Origin of the sequence: Magnetococcus marinus MC-1 (assembly GCF_000014865.1) — a bacterium.
GTDB classification, from domain to species: domain Bacteria; phylum Pseudomonadota; class Magnetococcia; order Magnetococcales; family Magnetococcaceae; genus Magnetococcus; species Magnetococcus marinus.
The window spans coordinates 3393061-3413064 of sequence record NC_008576.1 but is presented as its reverse complement, the minus strand read 5'-3'; the positions used below and the strand labels follow the sequence as shown (position 1 = coordinate 3413064).

7 protein-coding genes are annotated in these 20004 nt (G+C 53.7%); 5 read left to right on the top strand and 2 right to left on the bottom strand.

Features of this window, described 5'->3' with window-relative positions; translation table 11 throughout:
* The first annotated feature begins 407 nt into the window (after window positions 1-407).
* From MMC1_RS13780 to MMC1_RS13770, 3 genes are all read left to right on the top strand, one after another.
* Window positions 408-2141, top strand: coding sequence for a ShlB/FhaC/HecB family hemolysin secretion/activation protein (locus tag MMC1_RS13780; RefSeq protein ID WP_160162719.1), 1734 nt, complete (start codon window positions 408-410; stop codon window positions 2139-2141).
* Between the two features lie 182 nt (window positions 2142-2323).
* Complete coding sequence (locus MMC1_RS13775; protein ID WP_041641252.1) at window positions 2324-12961, top strand: beta strand repeat-containing protein; 10638 nt, start codon at window positions 2324-2326, stop codon at window positions 12959-12961.
* 225 nt (window positions 12962-13186) lie between these two features.
* A complete protein-coding gene (locus MMC1_RS13770; protein WP_143711435.1) occupies window positions 13187-14374 on the top strand; it encodes a response regulator in 1188 nt (395 codons plus the stop codon).
* A gap of 1 nt (window position 14375) precedes the next feature.
* On the opposite strand, the gene MMC1_RS13765 is transcribed toward MMC1_RS13770, so the two are convergent.
* A complete protein-coding gene (locus MMC1_RS13765; RefSeq protein WP_041641250.1) occupies window positions 14376-16922 on the bottom strand; it encodes a response regulator in 2547 nt (848 codons plus the stop codon).
* Here MMC1_RS13765 and MMC1_RS13760 point away from each other — a divergent pair, their 5' ends adjacent.
* Both MMC1_RS13760 and MMC1_RS13755 read left to right on the top strand, forming a co-directional pair.
* A complete protein-coding gene (locus tag MMC1_RS13760; protein ID WP_011714286.1) occupies window positions 16923-17726 on the top strand; it encodes a response regulator transcription factor in 804 nt (267 codons plus the stop codon).
* A gap of 573 nt (window positions 17727-18299) precedes the next feature.
* The gene (locus MMC1_RS13755; protein ID WP_011714285.1) at window positions 18300-18965 is read left to right on the top strand and encodes a cytochrome b/b6 domain-containing protein; all 666 of its coding nucleotides are present in this window, start codon (window positions 18300-18302) and stop codon (window positions 18963-18965) included.
* Here MMC1_RS13755 and MMC1_RS13750 read toward each other — a convergent pair.
* Window positions 18951-19925, bottom strand: coding sequence for a DUF3592 domain-containing protein (locus MMC1_RS13750; protein ID WP_041641249.1), 975 nt, complete (start codon window positions 19923-19925; stop codon window positions 18951-18953). The two genes, MMC1_RS13755 and MMC1_RS13750, sit on opposite strands and share 15 nt — an antisense overlap.
* Window positions 19926-20004: the final 79 nt, after the last annotated feature.

The following is a 20004-nucleotide window of genomic DNA, read 5'->3' as shown; positions in this document are numbered from 1 at the left end:
GGTGAAAATCTCCCTTCCCACCGGGGTCAATATTGCGCGCCGATGGGGGGTCAGTATTCAATGCCGATTGACACATCTTCAGGCCGATAAAAAGTTGATGTCCAGCACATTGTTGCCCTATCTCACTACCTCCAATCTTCGTCTACATTTGGATAGGACTCTCCAAACAGCTCTTTAGAGCCTCCATCTCTATCCAGATCACCTCTATTGCGTGTTTACCATTGTTAACAGACAGCGATTTGAAAATCCCTAGGTGGTTCCTCAATATCACAGATTGAAAATAGTGGTTGCATAGGCATGCCATGTATCTGTGATCGGCACATGAGACAATGTTGAGCGTTTGCCGTTCTTTGGGTTTTGACATGTCGTCTCTGACGAAAGTATTTGATATGCCGAAGAATGATTCTATGGTTCGTCGATGTATGATCGCCGGTTTGGTCGCTTGCATCTGCCCCATTCCCGCATCCTTTGCTCAGTCCATACCCAGTGCAGGTCAACAATTGAACCAGATGGAACAGCAGCAGTTGCAGCAAAGCCTGCCTCAAGATATTCCAGAGGTTACGCCAGAAGAGTCCGCACCAGTACAGCGTGGAAATCAGACTGTCAAAATTCAGGTTAACCGCTTTCAGTTTCAAGGCGCATTAACCCTGGCTGATGAGCAAGCTTTACAGGCGTTACTGGCCCATACAAAAGGCAAAAGGTTGAATTTTAATGAGTTAGAAGGGCTAACGCGGCTGATCAATCACTATTTTAGTGATCGTGGTTACAAATTAAGCCATGCCACATTACCCCCTCAAGATATCACGGATGGTGTCATCACCATCCAGATTCATGAGGTTCGTTTAGATGATGTGGATGTGGAGGGGCATGATCTTCGGATCCCAGAAGAGTTGATCAAACGCCGTTTTACCAGTGCTAACCCCGTTGGCGGTTTGATTGCCGATCAAAAGGTGGAGCGTGGGGTGCTGTTGCTCCAGGATCTGCCGGGTATCAAGCCCTCCGTCAATATGGCTGCGGGCTCCAAGCCGGATACCACCAAAATGGTGCTGGATGTGGAGCAGGGAGATCTGCTTAAACCCAAGCTGTTTGTGGATAATGGCGGTAACCGACTCACTGGCCGCGTGCGGATGATGGGGTTGTTGGATGTGAACAGCGCCTTGAAGCGCGGCGATCAACTCTCCCTCAATATTATGAAATCCATGGGAGAGGGCTATTTCAACTATGCCTCCATGAACGCGAATCTCCCCGTTGGTGATTCTGGATGGAAGGTGAGTGTCGGTGGCAACCTGTTAAGCTATAGAGCAGGCGGCTCCTTTGAAACGCTACGACAGATCGGCCATGCCGCCCAGTTGACTTTGGGGGCCTCCTACCCGCTGCTTTTAAACCGTAGCCAAACCCTCAATCTCACCACCGGCTTTGTGTATAAAAAGCTGGATGATGAGTCCCTGGGTAGTGCCACCAACGATAAAAAACTGGCCATTTTTAAAGCAGGTATGAATGGTAGTGTGACCGACACGTTTTGGCGTGGTGGGTTCACTTCAGGCTCCATGAGCTATGAGGTAGGGGATCTGGATCTGAGTGGTTTGACCTCGGCCTATGATGCCGATCAATCCTCCACAGGCCCTCATGCCCATGGCGGCTATGGCAAGCTTTCTGTGCGCGTGCGACGCATCCAGCGGGCTGGTAAAAATCTGACTTTTCTAGCCGATCTCTCCGGCCAATATGCCTCAAAAAACCTGTCCACCTCAGAAAAGTTTCAACTGGGTGGTCCCTCTGGTATCCGTGCCTATCCCGTTGGGGAGGCCTCCGGTGACCATGGAATGATGGTGAACCTGAATGCGCGCTATCTGGCTGCTGAGGATACCCCGCTTGGACGTGTGCAGCTGACCGCGTTCTATGACTGGGGGAATGTCCATCAATATGCCGACCCTGACAATCTCGTCCTCTCTACACCCAACAGCTACAGCCTCTCCGGATATGGTCTGGGTGTTCTGGTGGGAACCGCTGGCAAGTCGGAGTTCAACCTACAGCTGACCCGAACCCTTGGTGACCATCCAGGGCGGGACAGCAGCACCAATCTGGATGGTGATGGAACCCAGTATGACACGCGTATGTGGCTCTCCTACTCCCATGCTTTTTAATGTCTCAGACCAGCATGCCCATTCAGATGATCAATCAAGGGTGATTTAAGATGCATATAGATCATAAAAGAGAGTGTTCTGTCCAAAAAACAGCTATTTTTCCACGTAGACGTGGGCTTTTATCCCTTCTCACCCTGCTTTTGCTGCCCACCCCAAGAACCGATCTTTGGGCTGCACCAGCAATGGATGCTCTGCCAACGGGAGGAAACATCACCGTTGGCGAGGGGAGTATCTATCAATCGGGCGTCAATATGGTCATTGAGCAGACCAGCAGTAAGCTGATCGCCAATTGGGAGAGCTTTCAGATCGGGGCGGATGCCCAGGTGACGTTTCAGCAGCCAAGTGCCTCAAGTATTGCCTTAAACCGGGTCATGAGTGCTGGGGCCAGTGAGATCTTTGGACGCTTGAACGCCAATGGTCAGGTTTTTCTCATCAACCCATCAGGGGTGATTTTTGGCCAGAATGCCCGTATTGAGGTAGGTGGTCTGGTGGCTTCCACTCTTGACCTCTCCGATGACGATTTTATGCAGGAGAATTATCGCTTTTCTGCTGGTGAGAGCACAGGAAGCATCGAAAACTGGGGCAGCTTGAATGCGGCTGAAGGGGGATATATTGCCTTGCTCTCACCCAGGGTGCGCAATGAGGGGGATATCTCAGCCCCAAAAGGCACAGCGGTCCTGGCGGCTGGGGATGAGGTCAGTGTGGATCTTTATGGAGACAGTCTGATCAAGCTAACGGTGCATAAAGGGACCCTGGATGCCCTGGCGGAAAATAAAGGACTGGTGATGGCTTCCGGTGGAGTGGCGCTGCTTTCTGCCAAAGGGGTTGATGCGGTGCATCGGGCGGTGGTCAACAACAGCGGCACCGTGGAGGCTGGGGGGATCACCACCCAGGGGGGGCGTATCTTTTTGACCGCCGCTGGTGGGGATGTGACCAATGCTGGAACGCTGGATGTGACCTCTGAACAGGCCAAAGGGGGCAGCATCACCATGACCGGTGAGACCACCACGATCGCCAGTGGGGCCAGGCTGAATGCCTCCGGTGCTACTGGGGGGGGTGAGATTCAGGTGGGGGGCAGTTGGCAAAACAGTAATCCGGATGTGGCCCAATCCCAGCAGACGGTTGTGGAACAAGGGGCAGAGCTAAAGGCTAATGCAACCGACAGCGGGGATGGTGGAACCGTCGTGGTGTGGTCCGATATCCACAATGTTGAAGGTAAGACCCGTGTGCATGGGGTGGTGGAGGCCAAAGGGGGAGAGCAGGGTGGTGATGGGGGCCAAGTTGAGACCTCTGGACACCATCTGGATGTGACCGGCATTCAACTGGCACTGGATGCGCCAAAAGGGGCCGGTGGTTTGTGGTTGCTGGACCCCAACAATATTGAGATTACCAACGCTACGTCCAATTTGGATGACTCTTCCGCTCCAACCTATACCTCGACTGACGATGGTTCCCAAATTGATGTGGCCACCATCGAAGCTCAGCTTAATGCTGGGGTTGTTGTGAAGATTCAAACGGCCTCAGCGGGTACCAATGCAGAGGATGGTGACATCATCATCAATGCCGACATCAGCAAAACGTCAGGGGATGATGCAAGCCTGATCCTGTACGCCTACGGCAATATTGTGATGGATGGACACAGCATTACCTCCATATCCAATGAATTGGGTGTGGCTTTCTATGCCGATTACAACAGCTCCAGCGACGGTGCTATCGTCATCAGCGGTGACAGCAGCATTACCACCAACGGCGGTTATTTTGCGGCTGGCGGCCAGTCTGACTATTCGGGTAATGCCATGGGTGGGGCCGATTATGCCAACGGGTTTTACTTAGACGGTACCATTTCCACCGGTGGAGGCAGTGTCACGATCTATGGACAGGGTAAGAGTGGGGGGACAGGTCGGGGCATCCTGATTGAAGGCGACAGCACCATTGATGCCGCCGGAGGCAGCATAATGATGGTTGGAACGGGGGAAAAAGCCGAAGGCGTTTTGATAAAGAGTAGCACCGGTAGCGCATCGGCCCCTAGCACCCGCATCATCACCAGTGGTGATGGTGTCATTGCCATTGTCGGTATGGTGGCGGATAACGGTGCCAACGCCTCTGCCGACGAGTCTGGCGTCGCCTTTGGGGATGACAGTGTCATTGGTGCCCATTTACAAGCCGAAGATGGCATGATTGTCCTAACAGGAACCGGGGGGGATTTCAGCCCTGGGGATGTGACCAGTGATACCGCCAACGCTTCAGGGGTTCGAATTAATGGCTCTTTGATCGAAACCACCGGCGATGGCAGCATCGGCATAAACGGGACCGGTCCTACGGCTGATGCTGGGGATGGTGGCGACCGCAACGGGGTACATCTTGAAGATGATACCGTGATACGTACCGGTAGCGGAGTGGGGGGCAGTGGCCTAATTGCCATCATCGGCTACGCTTATGGTTTGGGGGAGGGGGTCGATACCAATGATGGGGGGACCCAATCCATCATTTCCGGTTCTGGTGGCGTCGTCGTGGCCGGCCAGAACTACACGGGTAGTGCTGACGGTCTACAACTCTCCGGAACCATCAATGCTGTGGGTGGAACCATTGAATTGTCTGGTATCGGTGGCGATGGAACCGATCTGGCCGATGGTGGCATAGGTGTTTACGCCTCCGGGTTGACGCTGGGCTCGGATGACACCACCAGCATCACCATTACCGGTACCGCTAAAAGTGGCGATGCAGAAGGGCTCTTTTTTACCAATACCACCACATTGGATACCTCCGCTACCGGCTCCATCACCATTACCGGCTATGGCACCGGGGTGGAGCAGGGCTTTCAAAGCAATGACACCAATACCGTCATCACGGCCGGTAGTGGGGGGTTGACCATCATTGGGGATGATGCCGAAGGCAATGGTTATGTCTATTTAAAGGGCGCCTATACAACGGAAGGTGGGGATATCACCATTACTGGCAGCGGTACCAATGGTAAGCAGGGAATCTATGCCTATAACGCCACCTTCGACACGCTGACAAGTGGTCAAATTACCTTCACCGGAACCTCTGCGGATTCTAATGGCATTACTCTTGACGGGGTGACCGTTGGCTCCGATGCCACGGATTCCATTACCCTGACTGGAACCAGCTTAAGTAACGCTGGTAACGGGATCTTTATTGATTCGGGTAGCAGCTTTGATACGTCGTCTGATGGTTCGATCACCATTACCGGTTACGGTTCAGGTGACAATGAAGGGTTTCAAAGCAACATTAGTAGCAACAGCTTTACGGCGGGCAGTGGTTTGACCATCACTGGGGATAACACCTACGGCAACGGTGCGGTAAATATCATCGGCACTTTCACCACCGAAACGGGCGATATTGTGATCACTGCGGCTGGGGAGGATGGTCAAGAGAGTATGTATGTTTCGTATGCCACCATCAATACGATCAGCAGTGGAACGATTACCCTTACCGGTGTCAGTGCGGATGATGATGGTATCTATATTAAAAATTCCACCTTTGGCTCAGATGCCACCAGCGCAATCACCATTACCGGTACCAGCGAAAGTGGCAATAATGAGGGGGTCTATGTCTACTCAGACAGCTCTTTTGATACCTCATCCAGCGGCACCATTACCATCACCGGCTACGGGACCGGTGACCAAGAGGCGGTGCAAAGTAATGACAGCGATAACAGTTTTACGGCAGGTAGTGGTGGCCTGACCATCACCGGTGATGATGCCCAAGGCAACGGCGCTGTTTATCTTAAGGGAACCTTCACCGCCGAAGCTGGCGATATTGTGATCACTGCGGCTGGGGGGGGTGGCAAAGAGGGATTCTATGGCAGCAGTGCGACCATCAATACCCTGACCAGCGGCAACATTACCATTGTTGCCAGTTCTGCCGATGCCGAAGGTTTCTACGCCAACGCTGTTACCATCGGTTCTGATACCACCGACAGCATCACCATTACCGGAACCAGCAACAGCGGCGATAATGAGGGCATCTATCTGGTTGGCGAAACGGATATTGACACCTCATCCAGCGGCAGCATCACCCTAACCGGCTATGGTTCAGGCGGTGATCAGGGGTTCCAAAGCAACTACAACGGTATCACCGTTACCGCCGGTAGCGGCGGATTGACCATCACCGGTGATGATACCCAGGGCAATGGCGCGGTTTCGCTGCGGGGGACATTTTCCTCGGAAGGGGGGGATGTCGTTATCACCGGCGTTGGTACCAACAATTTTGATGGCATTTATGGCAACGATGTCACCATTGACACAACGGGCACCATTACCCTCACCGGCACCTCAGACGATGGTAATGGCATTAACCTCGCCTACACAAACATCGGTTCTGACTCCACCAGCAGCATCACCATTACCGGAACCAGCTTAAGTGGCGACAATAAGGGTGTTTACCTGGAAAATTATAGCACATTAGAGACCTCTGCCAGTGGCAGTATAACCATAACGGGCTATGCCGCCGGTGCATGGCATGGCTTTGAAAGTAATACATCCACCAACAGCTTTAGTGCCGGTAGCGGTGGATTGACCATTGTGGGGGATGATACCTACGGTAACGGAGGTGTTTACCTGCTGGGGACCTTTACCGCCGATGGGGGAGATATTAGCATCACCGGTGAAGGGGCCAATGGTATCGAGGGTATCTATGCCGAAGATGCCACCATCAACACCACCACCAGTGGTGCGATCACCCTGACCGGAAGTTCGGCAGATTTTGATGGTATCTATCTCACTGGTGTCTCCATCGGTTCGGACAGCACCGACAGTGTTACCATTACCGGTACCAGCTTAAGTGGAGATAACGAAGCGATCTTTGTCACTGGCAGCAGCTCATTGGAGACCTCATCCAGCGGCAGTATGACCCTGACCGGCGCTGCGGCCGGGGCTTGGCAGGGGTTTCAGAGTTACTCTACAGGCAACACATTTAGTGCCGGTAGCGGTGGGTTGACCATTGTAGGGGATGATACCTACGGCAATGGAGGCGTCACCCTGGTGGGTAGTTTTACAGCCGATGGGGGAGATATCACCATCACCGGCAAAGGGGCCAATGGGTTGGAAGCTATCTATGCCGAAGATGCCACCATCAACACCACAACCAGTGGTTCCATCACCCTGACCGGTAGTGCGGCGGATTCGGATGGTATTTATCTCTCCTCTGTCTCCATCGGTTCCGACACCACCGACAGTGTTACCCTGACCGGCACCAGCCTGAGTGGTGATAACAGAGGTATCTATCTAACCTCCGCCACGAGCATGGATACCTCTGCCAGTGGTAGCATGACCATCACCGGCTACGGTTCCGGCTCCAAACAAGGATTTCGGAGTCACCATGTCGACAACAGCATGACCGCAGGCAGCGGTGGACTGACCATTGTTGGGGATAATACCTACGGTAATGGCGGGCTCTATCTTAGGGGGACCTTCACTGCTGAGGGGGGGGATATCTCCATTACCGGAGCGGGGGCCGATGGTCTAAACGGGATCTATGGGGATAATGTTACCATTAATAATATCACCAGTGGTTCCATTACACTGACGGGTACTTCGTCAGACAGCGATGGCCTGTCCGGTTCGGAGATGGTCATCGGCTCGGATGCTACCGACAGTGTCTCCATCACGGGTTACAGTACCGCTGACTTCTATACTGGAATCTATTTTGGCCCCTCCAATACGGTTGAATCCGCTGCGGATGGAAGCATAACCGTGACGGGTGCGGGTACTGGGGTGTTTGGCTACGGTGTTACCTTTGATGACAGCACCAGCACCTTTTCTGCGGGTAGTGGTGGTTTGACCATAGAGGGGGATGCCACTCAAGGTAATGGGGCGCTCTTTTTGGCGGGAAGCTTTACGGCAGTAGGGGGGGATATTGTCGTAACTGGTGACGCGACGAGTATACTCGCGGGTATTCATGCGATAGCCGCGACCATGACCACCACCACAAGCGGTAATATCACCCTGACCGGCACCTCGGAAGGAGGGGATGGTATCTATTTTGGTTCCTCTTCGGCATCGACGCTGACCACAGCGGCCAGCGGAACCATGACGGTAACTGGGACGGGGAGTGTCGGGGGTGAAGGGGTGGCGATCCACAACACCACACTCTCCGCTGGAAGCGGTGGATTAACTGTGACAGGTACAGGTGGTGACTCTGGTCACGGGGTCTACCTTTGGGAAGACACCACCCTACAGGCCACCAGTGGCGATATCTCCATTGTGGGTACGGCCGGTAGCACCTCGGCCAATGGTGTGACCATTGATAGCGATGATGGCTTAGTTGTTGTTCAAACGGTTACGGCTGGCCATATTACCATCACCGGTTCATCGACTATGGATGATGGTATTGAGGTGCGCTCCGATACCGGTCACACCGCTACCATCTCTGCGGCGGGTTCAGGGAATACCACCCTGGAGGGAACGGCGTCCAATAGCGATGCCGATGATCGGGGTATTGAGCTCAACGATGTCGCCATCACCACGGAATCGGGTGATATTACCCTTACCGGGCAATCCGCCAGCAGCAGTGAAGGGATTGGAATATCCGAAGGCAATGTGAGCATCTCCTCAACGGATTCAGGGAGCATTACCCTGATCGCTGATCGGGTGGATCTGACAGGCTCATCCAACAGTATCAGTAGTAGTGGCGTGTTGCTCATTCAACCCTATAGCGCCAGTAGCGCCATTGAGATTGGTGGTTCAGGTGGTGATCTTAATCTGGCCGCCAGTGTCTTTTCCGATACCCTCGCCGATGGCTTTAGCTATATCCAGATTGGGGATTCTGACAACAGCGGCGGAATCACTGTGGCAGGTGCAACCTCTGTGGCGGATAGTCTGCGTCTGATCCAGGGCAGCGGTAACATTACCCTCAATGACAGCCTGACCATCAGTACCGCTGGCGATTATCTACAACTGCACACCACGGGGAGCGGTTCCCAAGGGGGGGGCGGGGCCATTGTGGCGGATAACTTGGAGTTGTTGGGTAGCGGTGGGAGCTATGTCTTGACCGCTGCTACCAGCAGTACGGGTAATAATGTGGCCACTTTGGCGGCGGATACTGGCAGCGTCACCTATAAGGATCAGGATGCCCTGACGATCAACAGTGTCAATACCACAACAGGTATTACGGCCACGGGTCGCATCGCCATTACCACCATGAGCGATGCCGATGCGGCGGATCTGACCCTCTCTGGGGATCTGTCCACCACCGATACCAGCACTACGGCCATTGTTTTGAATGCAGGAGAAGATGAAGCTGCGGGACAAACCACCCTGGCCGATAGTCGGGCTGATATCCTGTATGACTATGTTATCATCTCTACCGGAGCTGATGGAGTTGTCACCTTACTGACGGGCAGTATCAATGGCAGCAGTGCCTTGGCCACGGCGCTTGGGTCGGGCAGTGGTCGCTTCCGTTATGGCAGTGATGAGACCACAACCAACTACATGACGGCACTGGAGAGTGGCGTTAACGTCGTCTACCGTGAGCAGCCAACCTTGACCCTCACGCCAGATGCCTATGAGACCAGTTATGGGGATGGAGTGAACCCCACGGCGTTCTCCATGAGTTCAGGAACCTTGGAAAATGGCGACTCCTTTATAGATCCTGACAGCTACACCATTGCCTCAACGGGTAGTTCCAGCAGCAATGTGGGCAGCTATGACCTCTCTTTCTCCAGCTTGTCGTCTACCAACAGCTTGGGCTATGCCTTGAGTGGCGCCACCCGTACAGATGGGCACACCATTTCTACGGCCGCGTTGACCATCACCGCCGAGAATGACAGCAAGACCTATGATGGCGATGCCTACAGCGGCGGTAATGGGGTGAGCTACAGCGGCTTTGTCAATGATGAAGAGAGTGCGGTGCTGGGGGGATCCCTTAGTTACGGCGGAACATCGCAGGATGCCACCGATGCCGGAAGCTACACCATTATTCCCAGCGGTTTGACTTCATCCAACTATGCGATCACTTTCAATAATGGCACCCTCACGGTCAATAAGGCCGCTTTGAGTGTAACCGCCGAGAACGACAGCAAGACCTATGATAGCGAGGCTTACAGCGGCGGTAATGGGGTGAGCTACAGCGGCTTTGTGGGGGATGAGGATAGCGCGGTGTTGGGTGGCTCCATTAGTTACGGCGGAACATCGCAGGATGCCACCGACGCCGGGAGTTACAGCATCACGCCCAGCGGTTTAACCTCGGATAACTATAATATCTCGTTCAATAATGGCACCCTGACTGTCAATCAAGCCGCATTGAGTATCACTGCCGAGAACGACAGCAAGACCTATGATAGCGAGGCTTACAGCGGCGGCAATGGGGTGAGCTACAGCGGCTTTGTGGGGGATGAGGATAGCGCGGTGTTGGGTGGCTCCATTAGTTACGGCGGAACATCGCAGGATGCCACCGACGCCGGAAGTTACAGCATCACGCCCAGCGGTTTGACTTCATCCAACTATGCGATCACTTTCAATAATGGCACCCTCACGGTCAATAAGGCCGCTTTGAGTGTGACCGCCGAGAACGACAGCAAGACCTATGATAGCGAGGCTTACAGCGGCGGCAATGGGGTGAGCTACAGCGGCTTTGTGGGGGATGAGGATAGCGCGGTGTTGGGTGGCTCCATTAGTTACGGCGGAACATCGCAGGATGCCACCGACGCCGGGAGTTATACGATTATTCCAAGCGGCTTAACCTCTTCAAACTATGAGATAACATTCAATAATGGCACCTTGACGGTCAATAAGGCCGCTTTGAGTGTGACCGCCGAGAACGACAGCAAAACCTATGATAGCGAGGCTTACAGCGGCGGTAATGGGGTGAGCTACAGCGGCTTTGTGGGGGATGAGGATAGCGCGGTGTTGGGTGGCTCCATTAGTTACGGCGGAACATCGCAGGATGCCACCGACGCCGGGAGTTATACGATTATTCCAAGCGGCTTAACCTCTTCAAACTATGAGATAACATTCAATAATGGCACCTTGACGGTCAATAAGGCCGCTTTGAGTGTGACCGCCGAGAACGACAGCAAAACCTATGATAGCGAGGCTTACAGCGGCGGTAATGGGGTGAGCTACAGCGGCTTTGTGGGGGATGAGGATAGCGCGGTGTTGGGTGGTTCTCTCAGCTATGGTGGAACATCGCAGGATGCCACCGACGCTGGAAGTTACAGCATCACGCCCAGCGGTTTAACCTCGGATAACTATGAGATCTCGTTCAATAATGGCACCTTGACGGTCAATAAGGCCGCTTTGAGTGTGACCGCCGAGAACGACAGCAAGACCTATGATAGCGAGGCTTACAGCGGCGGTAATGGGGTGAGCTACAGCGGCTTTGTGGGGGATGAGGATAGCGCGGTGTTGGGTGGCTCCATTAGTTACGGCGGAACATCGCAGGATGCCACCGACGCCGGGAGTTACAGCATCACGCCCAGCGGTTTAACCTCGGATAACTATAATATCTCGTTCAACAATGGCACCTTGACGGTCAATAAGGCCGCTTTGAGTGTGACCGCCGAGAACGACAGCAAAACCTATGATAGAGAGGCTTACAGCGGCGGTAATGGGGTGAGCTACAGCGGCTTTGTGGGGGATGAGGATAGCGCGGTGTTGGGTGGCTCCCTCAGCTATGGTGGAACATCGCAGGATGCCACCGATGCGGGAAGCTATACGATTATTCCAAGCGGCTTAACCTCTTCAAACTATGAGATAACATTCAATAATGGCACCCTGACTGTCAATCAAGCCGCTTTGAGTGTGACCGCCGAGAACGATGGCAAGACCTATGATGGCAACGCCTACTCTGGCGGTAATGGGGTGAGCTACAGCGGCTTTGTGGGGGATGAGGATAGCGCGGTGTTGGGTGGCTCCCTCAGCTATGGTGGAACATCGCAGGATGCCACCGATGCGGGAAGCTACAGCATCACCCCCGGCGGTTTGACCTCATCCAACTATGCGATCACCTTCCATGATGGCACCCTGAGCGTCAATCAGGTGGGTTTGACCGTCACCGCCAATGATGACAGCAAAACCTATGATGGAGAGGGGTATACGGATGGCAATGGGGTTGTGTATAGCGGTTTTATTGATGATGAAGACAGTTCGGTGCTGGGGGGCGAACTGACCTATACGGGAACCTCTCAAGGGGCGGTTGCTGTGGGTACCTACGCCATCATGCCCAGTGGCTTAAGTGCGACAAACTATAGCTTTAGCTATGTGGCGGGCTCCTTGAGCGTGCTCCCCAAAAGCTATGAGACCAACACGCCTGATACTGAGGCGGATCTGGTGGTGGCCGCACCCACCCAGCTGGAAGAGATCGCCCTTTCCATCCCCCAAACAACCCAGTCTATAGGTGAGCAGGATCAAATCTTCTCGGTTGTCTCAGGCAATGAAACCGTCGTTTTTCTAAAAGATGCTCAAAATGGTGACATTGGTGGCGGCATGGAGGATCCCAAGCCGGTACAAGTGGTGGCCTATCGCGCCGATACACCACCCCGTGTGGAGGATGGATTTAGCGTCCAAGCGGGACAAAATGCCATTCGCTTGCGGCCCCTTAACCGTGTGGATCAAGAGATCACCAGCCCTGGTGAGGCGGTTTTTGCACTTGGTTTTACGGTCCAGGGGGCGCAGGGAGAGGTTTCATTCTCGGTTAATCAGACCCAGCAGGGGATTGTGATCAAACCCAATGGCCAAGCCGCAGCCACCCTGCTGGAGGGTCGACGTGACAAGGTGATTGGGGTTGCGCTGTTGCAGTTGCGGCAACAGGGCTCGGTTGCGCTTGAGCAGCTGAAAACGATCTATCTGGATCTGCCATAATCAGGCATGGCCGGTCATGTTCATCGTCGCAGAGCCGGAACTCACCCAGCGGATCATTGTAGGGCGTTAGCGTTGATTTTCGGGGGGCAGGTTTAGCTGCCAGCTACGATGCAAACTTTGCAAGCGCGCAACGGTGGATTGTTAACAACGGTAAACGGCGCTTCTGTTGCTTAAATTTTGGTGTACACTGATCCCCTACCGTTTTGTTTGAGGAGGTCCGTTCTGTTGAAGCCGCAAGGGTGCGACATATTGGTGGTTGGGGATGCGGAGAAACTCAGCTGGCCCCAGCTATTGGAACCGTTGCAGCTCTCCTGGTGCCAGTGTGAACCAGGGGGGCTTCCTGCTTATCACGCGGCTGTGAATCACATCCAAGTCATTCTGGTCTGCTATCCCTATGGGTTGGAAACGGTGACAAAGTGGCTGACTTCCTGCCCTGCCACTGCTCATCCACCTGCTATGGTTTATCTGGATCACCATTTTCAGCGTGAGCACGCTTTGGCAACCCTGCAACAGGGAGGGGTGGAGTATCTGGATGTCCAGATGCCCAAACGTTTCATCGTTCAAAGGCTGAGTATGATTTTGGCGGTGCGTAAGCATGCCCAGGCTATCCAGCCTGAGGCAGAGGCACCTCGATTGGAGCCAGCCCGAACCCGTCTGCGTACGCTGGTGGTGGAGGATGGAGGGGTGGCCGCAGCGGTATTACAATCCTTTTTACAGCAGGAGGGGCACAAGGTCACCATGGCCTATACGGGATCCCAGGCCATGGCTTCGATCCAGCACCATTTTTTTGATTGGATCTTTCTCGATATTCACCTGCCTGACATGTCAGGGTTGGAGCTTTATAAACGTCTGCGTCAACGTCTGACATTTGGGGTGGGCATCACCGCCACAACCGGTGATTTGGATGAATACAATACAGAGGATTATCTCAAAATGGGCTTTGATGGCCTATTGCGCAAACCGGTTAATCCTGAAGCGTTGCGCGCCTGCCTAAGTCAGGGCTGCCGTTTAGAAAGTAGTGCCTTGCCGGAGCATTCGGTGGTCATGGAAATGACCCCCAAACTGCTGGTGGATGGCCAGCGCGCACGGCGCATTATCCAATTTTATGATCGCGCCACACGCAAGCGTTTGGCGCATATCTTTGATGAGGAAATGGTTTCTCAATTTCAAGCTTTGGGCGAAGCGGTGCAGAAACTGGATCGTCCCTCCCTCGGTTTTATCTGCCACCGAATGGTGAGTAGCGCGGCCAGTTTTGCGTGTCATCGGCTAACCGTTTTGGCCAAACAGATGGGGCAAGAGGGGGGCTGGAAAGCGCAAAAGGAGTTGGAGGCTGATCTGCTAAATTTGGAACATGCCTATCATGCCACCCGGCAGGCATTGACCCATGTGTTTGATCTTGAGGGTGAACTTTAAATTACTGAGCCTGCTGCCATCCTCGCAGGCCTTCCAGGAGTTTTTCCAAATTCCCAATCAAGGTGTTGGCCTCAATTTTAGAGGATCCATTCCAGGTTTTTCCCAACAGTTGATAAAGCGTTTCTGCTTGATGGGCCAAGGGTATGGCCCCAATGTAGTCAGCAGATGTTTTGAGGCCATGCAGTTGGCTTCTGAACCCAACATGATCGCTGTTTAGCAGGGCGGATCGCAAAAGGGATTGGGTTTGCTGATGATCTTTTGCAAAGGTTTCCAGCAGGTGAAGATAGAGCGTTTCGCGACCAACCACCCGTTGTAGACCGATGGTCACATCAATGCCCTCCAAAGCCGGAAGCTTTTTGGTGGAAGCGGCATCAGGGGTGGGTGGTTGTAATGGTATAGTAGGGCGAGGCGAAGTGGTGGTGGGCAGCCAGTGATGCAACAGCTCAAACAGTTGAGCCCAATCCATAGGTTTGAAGATCAGTTCATTCATACCAATCTCCAGGCAGGCTTGGCGTATCCCAGCGTCAGAATGTGCGGTCATGCCGATCACAGGTAGCGTTGGATAGTTGCGGCGCAAGCGACGGGTGCAGGAGAGGCCATCCATAACAGGCATCTCCACATCCATCATAACCAGATCCACCGGGTGCTGAGCCAACTGATCCAGGGCGCTCTGTCCGTTTTCGGCATGCCAGACCACCAAACCAGCCTCCTCAAAGAACAGTTGGAGAACATGGGTGTTGAGTGGATTATCCTCCACCAGCAAGATGTGACAACCACTATGATGGGTAGCAAGGGGGTGACGTGGCTCCTTCGGCGCTTGTGCAACGGCTGGCGAGGTGTGAAGGGTGTCAATCTCTGTTTCAGAGACCGGGCAATAGGGGATGCGCAGGGTAAAACGGCTGCCTTGGTTGGGGGTGCTTTCCATGGCGATATCCCCTTCCATCAAGGACAAAATATGGCGGCAGATTGCCAAGCCCAGGCCGCTGCCCCCATAGCTGCGGGCGATGCTTGGATCCGCTTGATTAAAGGCTTCAAACAGACTCTGCTCTTGGCTGGTGTCCATGCCAATGCCGCTGTCGCTGACGATGATGGTCAGCCTGGGCGGCGTGGATGCATCGCTCTCCAGCCGAGCTTCCAGCGTGATATGCCCCTGGAGGGTAAATTTGTAAGCGTTGTCCAGCAGGTTGGTGATGACCTGTTCCATGCGCACCGGGTCCAGATTGGCCCAGGCGGGAAGATCTTTCGCCATGCTTAAAGAAAAGTGCAGTCCCTTCTTCGCTATCCTGGGCGCAAAGCTCTCTTCCATGCGCTTGAGTAAGGTTGGTAGATGGGTAGGCTGGGGGGCCAGAGTCAGCTTTTGAGCCTCCATTCTGCTGTAATCCAGAATGTCATTGAGCAGGGTGAGCAGGGCGTGGGAGGCGCTGCCTAAATGTTCCAATAAATGGAGCTGTTGAGCCTTTAACTCCGTTTGGCGGAGCATGACGACATAACCAAGGATGGCGTTCAAAGGGCCACGAATCTCATGGCTGACCTGGGCAAAAAAGGTGTTTTTGGCCTGGGCTGCGACCCGGCTGAGATCCAACTCATGCTCAACCTGCTTTTGTGCCTGTTGGGCTTTCAATATGCGGATGCGGTTCCAGCCAATGGCAAAAATAAGCAAAATGGCCAGTACAGCGGCGGTGCGAATCAGGATGATTGGATCTACTAAAGGTTGCGGGATGGCGTCGATCCAGCGGGAGAAAATAACCGCTCTCTCGCTCATGGGAAAATAGTCTATGGCCTTGTTGAACAGTGGTGTTAGCGCAGTATGACGCCTGCTCAAGGCGATATGGATAGGCTGCTCCAAATCAAAACGACCTGAGATCTGAAGGGTATGGCGCTGCTCTTTGACCAGGGAGTAGCTGATGGCATAAGAGACGCTGGAAAAGCCAAACAGTTGACCTTTTTCCACGGCGTCCAACCCCTCATCCAAATTATTAAATGTTTTCAGGTGAATGGATGGGTAGTTATCGCGCAAACGGGATTCGGTGGCTGTATTGCGGATCACCCCAATCGTCCGATCTCCAATCTCTTCAATATGCTGTAGGTAAGGTGTGTTGCGCAGGGTGGCAATAACCGGGGAAAAGGTATAGTAACTGTGGCTGAAATTCAAAAATTGACGACGTTTGGCGGATTGACCGGCAATCAAAAGCAGATCAATCTCCCCGGCGCGCAGTTTGTTGATGCAGGTTTCCCAATCCGGTGTGGATTGAAAATGGATGTCGATCCCCAATAGTTGGGAAAGCTTGCGGGCGATTAATGGGGTGATACCTACGGGGGCTCCTTCATCGGAGATGGCCTCAATGGGCATCCAATTTGGATCGATACAATATGTAAGTTTTTGGTTTTCTTTTAAGAGTTGCTGTTCTGCGGGGCTCCACTCTACACGATTGGACAGCGTGGTTGCGCCCACTTCAGGCTCTGCCCATGCAACGCCCACACACAGACAGTACAAAGTAAATAGCCAAATTTGAATGCTCTGGTGTATACCTAATCGTATGGTGATCATGTGAATATTAACCATCAACTGACATCATCATCCATGGCAGATCGACCTTATCCCGTTCCAGATGCTGGCGTTAAAAGGCCTGAGCCCCCTGCTCGGGTTCTCTTGGCAGAGGATGATCCCCTGCTGATGGAGATGTTGGCACTTACGTTTGACCAAGCAGGCTACCATGTGGAGCGTGCTCTGACTGTGGCTAGTCTGCGCACACTTTTAATGCAGCATTCGTTTGATCTTGTCATTGTTAATTGGCATCTGCAACGCGAAAATGGGTTGCACGTTTTTTTGCAGCACAACCTGCAAAAGGGGACGCCTTGCCTGTGTATGTGTGACGATGAAGAGCTCTCTGTTCGTAATCTGGCGCTGGCGTACGGGGCGGCTGATTTTATGGTCAAGCCTTTGGATGAGCAGGAGTTGCTGGCTAGAAGTCGACGTCTGATCACTCTCTATTCCCAACGCTCCCAGATCCAAGCTTTGCATGCTGTACGCTTCTGTTTTCAGGGATTGACCTTGGATTTGCAAAACGGCTCTTTGAGCAGTCCAACGGAGAAGAGTATCAAACTAACCTCGGCGGAGTTTAAATTGCTTACTCAGTTTGTCCGCCACCCTTACATCTCCTTGCAACGGGAAAAATTAACCGAAGAGGTGCTGGGGCGTCCATGGCGATTTGGTGACCGCAGCTTGGATGTGATCGTCAGCCGCTTGAACAAGAAATTATCGCCCTATTTTGAGGGTCGCCAAGCTGTTCGGTCGGAGCGGTTTGTAGGCTATGTTTTTGAAAGTCAGGTCGATCTGTTTAATGATGTGTAGGTCCAAAAAACTCTGTCCGAGCCTTATTTAGAGCAGATTTTGATTGGTCAGGGGAGCATTTTAGGCTCTGGAATGATGGCTGAGAGGATTTCTGGAGCAACTGTTTGTAGAAGAGTGCTACGTGGACGCGCTCTTGATGACAATGATCACTGATTTAGCGCAGCAGATATCGAAGGTTCCTCAGGCAGGAGACCTTGCTTTTTGAACCTTGGAGGGGACATTTCAGCCGTGCTGGCGATCGTAACGGTGATGCAGGCCACCCAAAAATGGGGTAGCTTTGAACGCACCGTCAGTCAGTAACTGAATGGGTCTGTGGATTGGAGTGTCCTTGTTCAGCCCAAGGTGCGTGCGTGATCCGTGAAAATAGATTAGATACTCATCAAGCAGCTTTTTCAGATGGGCCGGACTGATTACAATTACATGATTGAAAGGAAGCCGAAGGCACCTTTCGCTGCTTGGGCAGATGCGGAGACTTCAATCTTTAACGTGAACCGCCGTGGTACGGAACCGTATGCCCGGTGGTGTGGGAGGTCGGCGGGGGTGCCCCCGCCTCCTACCCGAGAGGGGCTTATTATGTCGCAACCATACATAAAGGTGTGGGATCTGCCCACGCGACTGTTCCATTGGAGCTTGGTGGCGGTTGTCGCAGGCTCGTTCTACACGGTAAAAACCTCACAAATGGCACTGCATGCTTACTTGGGCTATGGGGTGCTTACCCTGGTGCTCTGGCGGCTAGGATGGGGCCTTTGGGGGTCAAGCACCAGTCGCTTTAGCCAATTTGTGCGCGGTCCCCGGGTGGTGCTGGCTTATCTGCGTAGCTTGCTTGCGGGGCAACCCCATGGGCATTACGGGCATAATCCGGCGGGTGCGATGATGATTGTCGCCTTGTTGCTGGTCTTGTTGTTACAAGGGCTGGGGGGACTGTTTGCCAGCGAGAATACCTTCCTGTTTTTTGATGGTCCATTGGTGCATTGGGTGGGGGCAGCTTGGAGTGAAACCCTAACCTTTTGGCATAAAAGCAGCGGTTCTCTCCTTATGGTGTTGGTGGGGCTGCATGTGCTGGCAAATCTGCTCTATCTTCTGCTGTTTCGGCAAAATTTGGTGCGTCCCATGCTCACCGGGTTACGTCCCCCAATGCCTTCTGGCGAAACCGGGGCGACCCCACAGGCCCCGCTGGGGCGGGCGCTGGTAACATTGTTGATTGCTGGGGCATTGGTCGTGGGGTTATTGCAATTTTAAAAGGCGACGACGACGACGACCCAGGTGGAGTGCGAGAAACAGGCTACTTATGCCTGCTATGACCCAGAGAGGATGGTAGAGGGGTCGAACCAAGGCATAAGCTTGCTCGGGGTCGTCGGGGTTGACCCGTGCTTCGATCACCTGACCAATGGGGTAGTAACGCCGCAAATAGTGTTCGGCCCGAGCTCGGCTGCTAAAATTGGGGGGCGCTTGGGCCAACAGCCCGCCCATACTCCAGCGCTGATTTTCCCAGACATAGCGAAACTGCACCTGGGGTTGGTAGGTCACGTTTTGACCCAACCAACTGGGGGTATGGTGGGTGAGCATATCCACCGCATTATAGGTCACCACGCCAGGTGTGGTCTGCCAATGGCTATACAACGCATAGGTGTGTTGAAGGGCACCCCCCATGCCATGCACCAGCATCCACAGGGCCGCCAAGAGAAGGGCACCAATCAACAGGGGCGAGGGAGGGGTGAGGGCGTTGTTTCGCCCTGGCGGGACGTTCTGGGAAACCACTGGCGTGATCTCCCCCGTACACGAAGGGCAGAGATGGTCCCCCGCATGGGGATCGCGGTAAGCGGGGTGCAACAAACCGCTGTGGCGCCACCAAGGGGCGGTTAGACGCAGGAGCTGGTGGTTACGGCTAATGCTGCCACCCTGGCTGTGCAAGATGACCCAGGCGATGTTACGGTGGCAACGTGCGCAACTGGGGGCGGGTAGATCCCAGCCATCCACACGGCCATGATAGTCGGCCCGCAGCAGACGATTAAGACGGCGGACGCGGCGGTGCAGGGTGGGTAGTTCGAGTATGGCCGCCAGCAGGGGCAGGCCAGTCCAGCAGAGCATGACGGAGAGCCCGCCTAAAATCGGATCGCGCAGGTAAAAATGGTGCCCGCCTAGCCAGCCACTGGAGAGCAGCCAAAAATAAGCGGTGGATGGGGATTTCTGCACGAGCATAGTGGTTGATTGGCTCCTGGGTATAAGTGGTGTGTCCGCCAGCGGGGTTAGGAGATCCGCAGGGTAGGCCAAGGGTCGT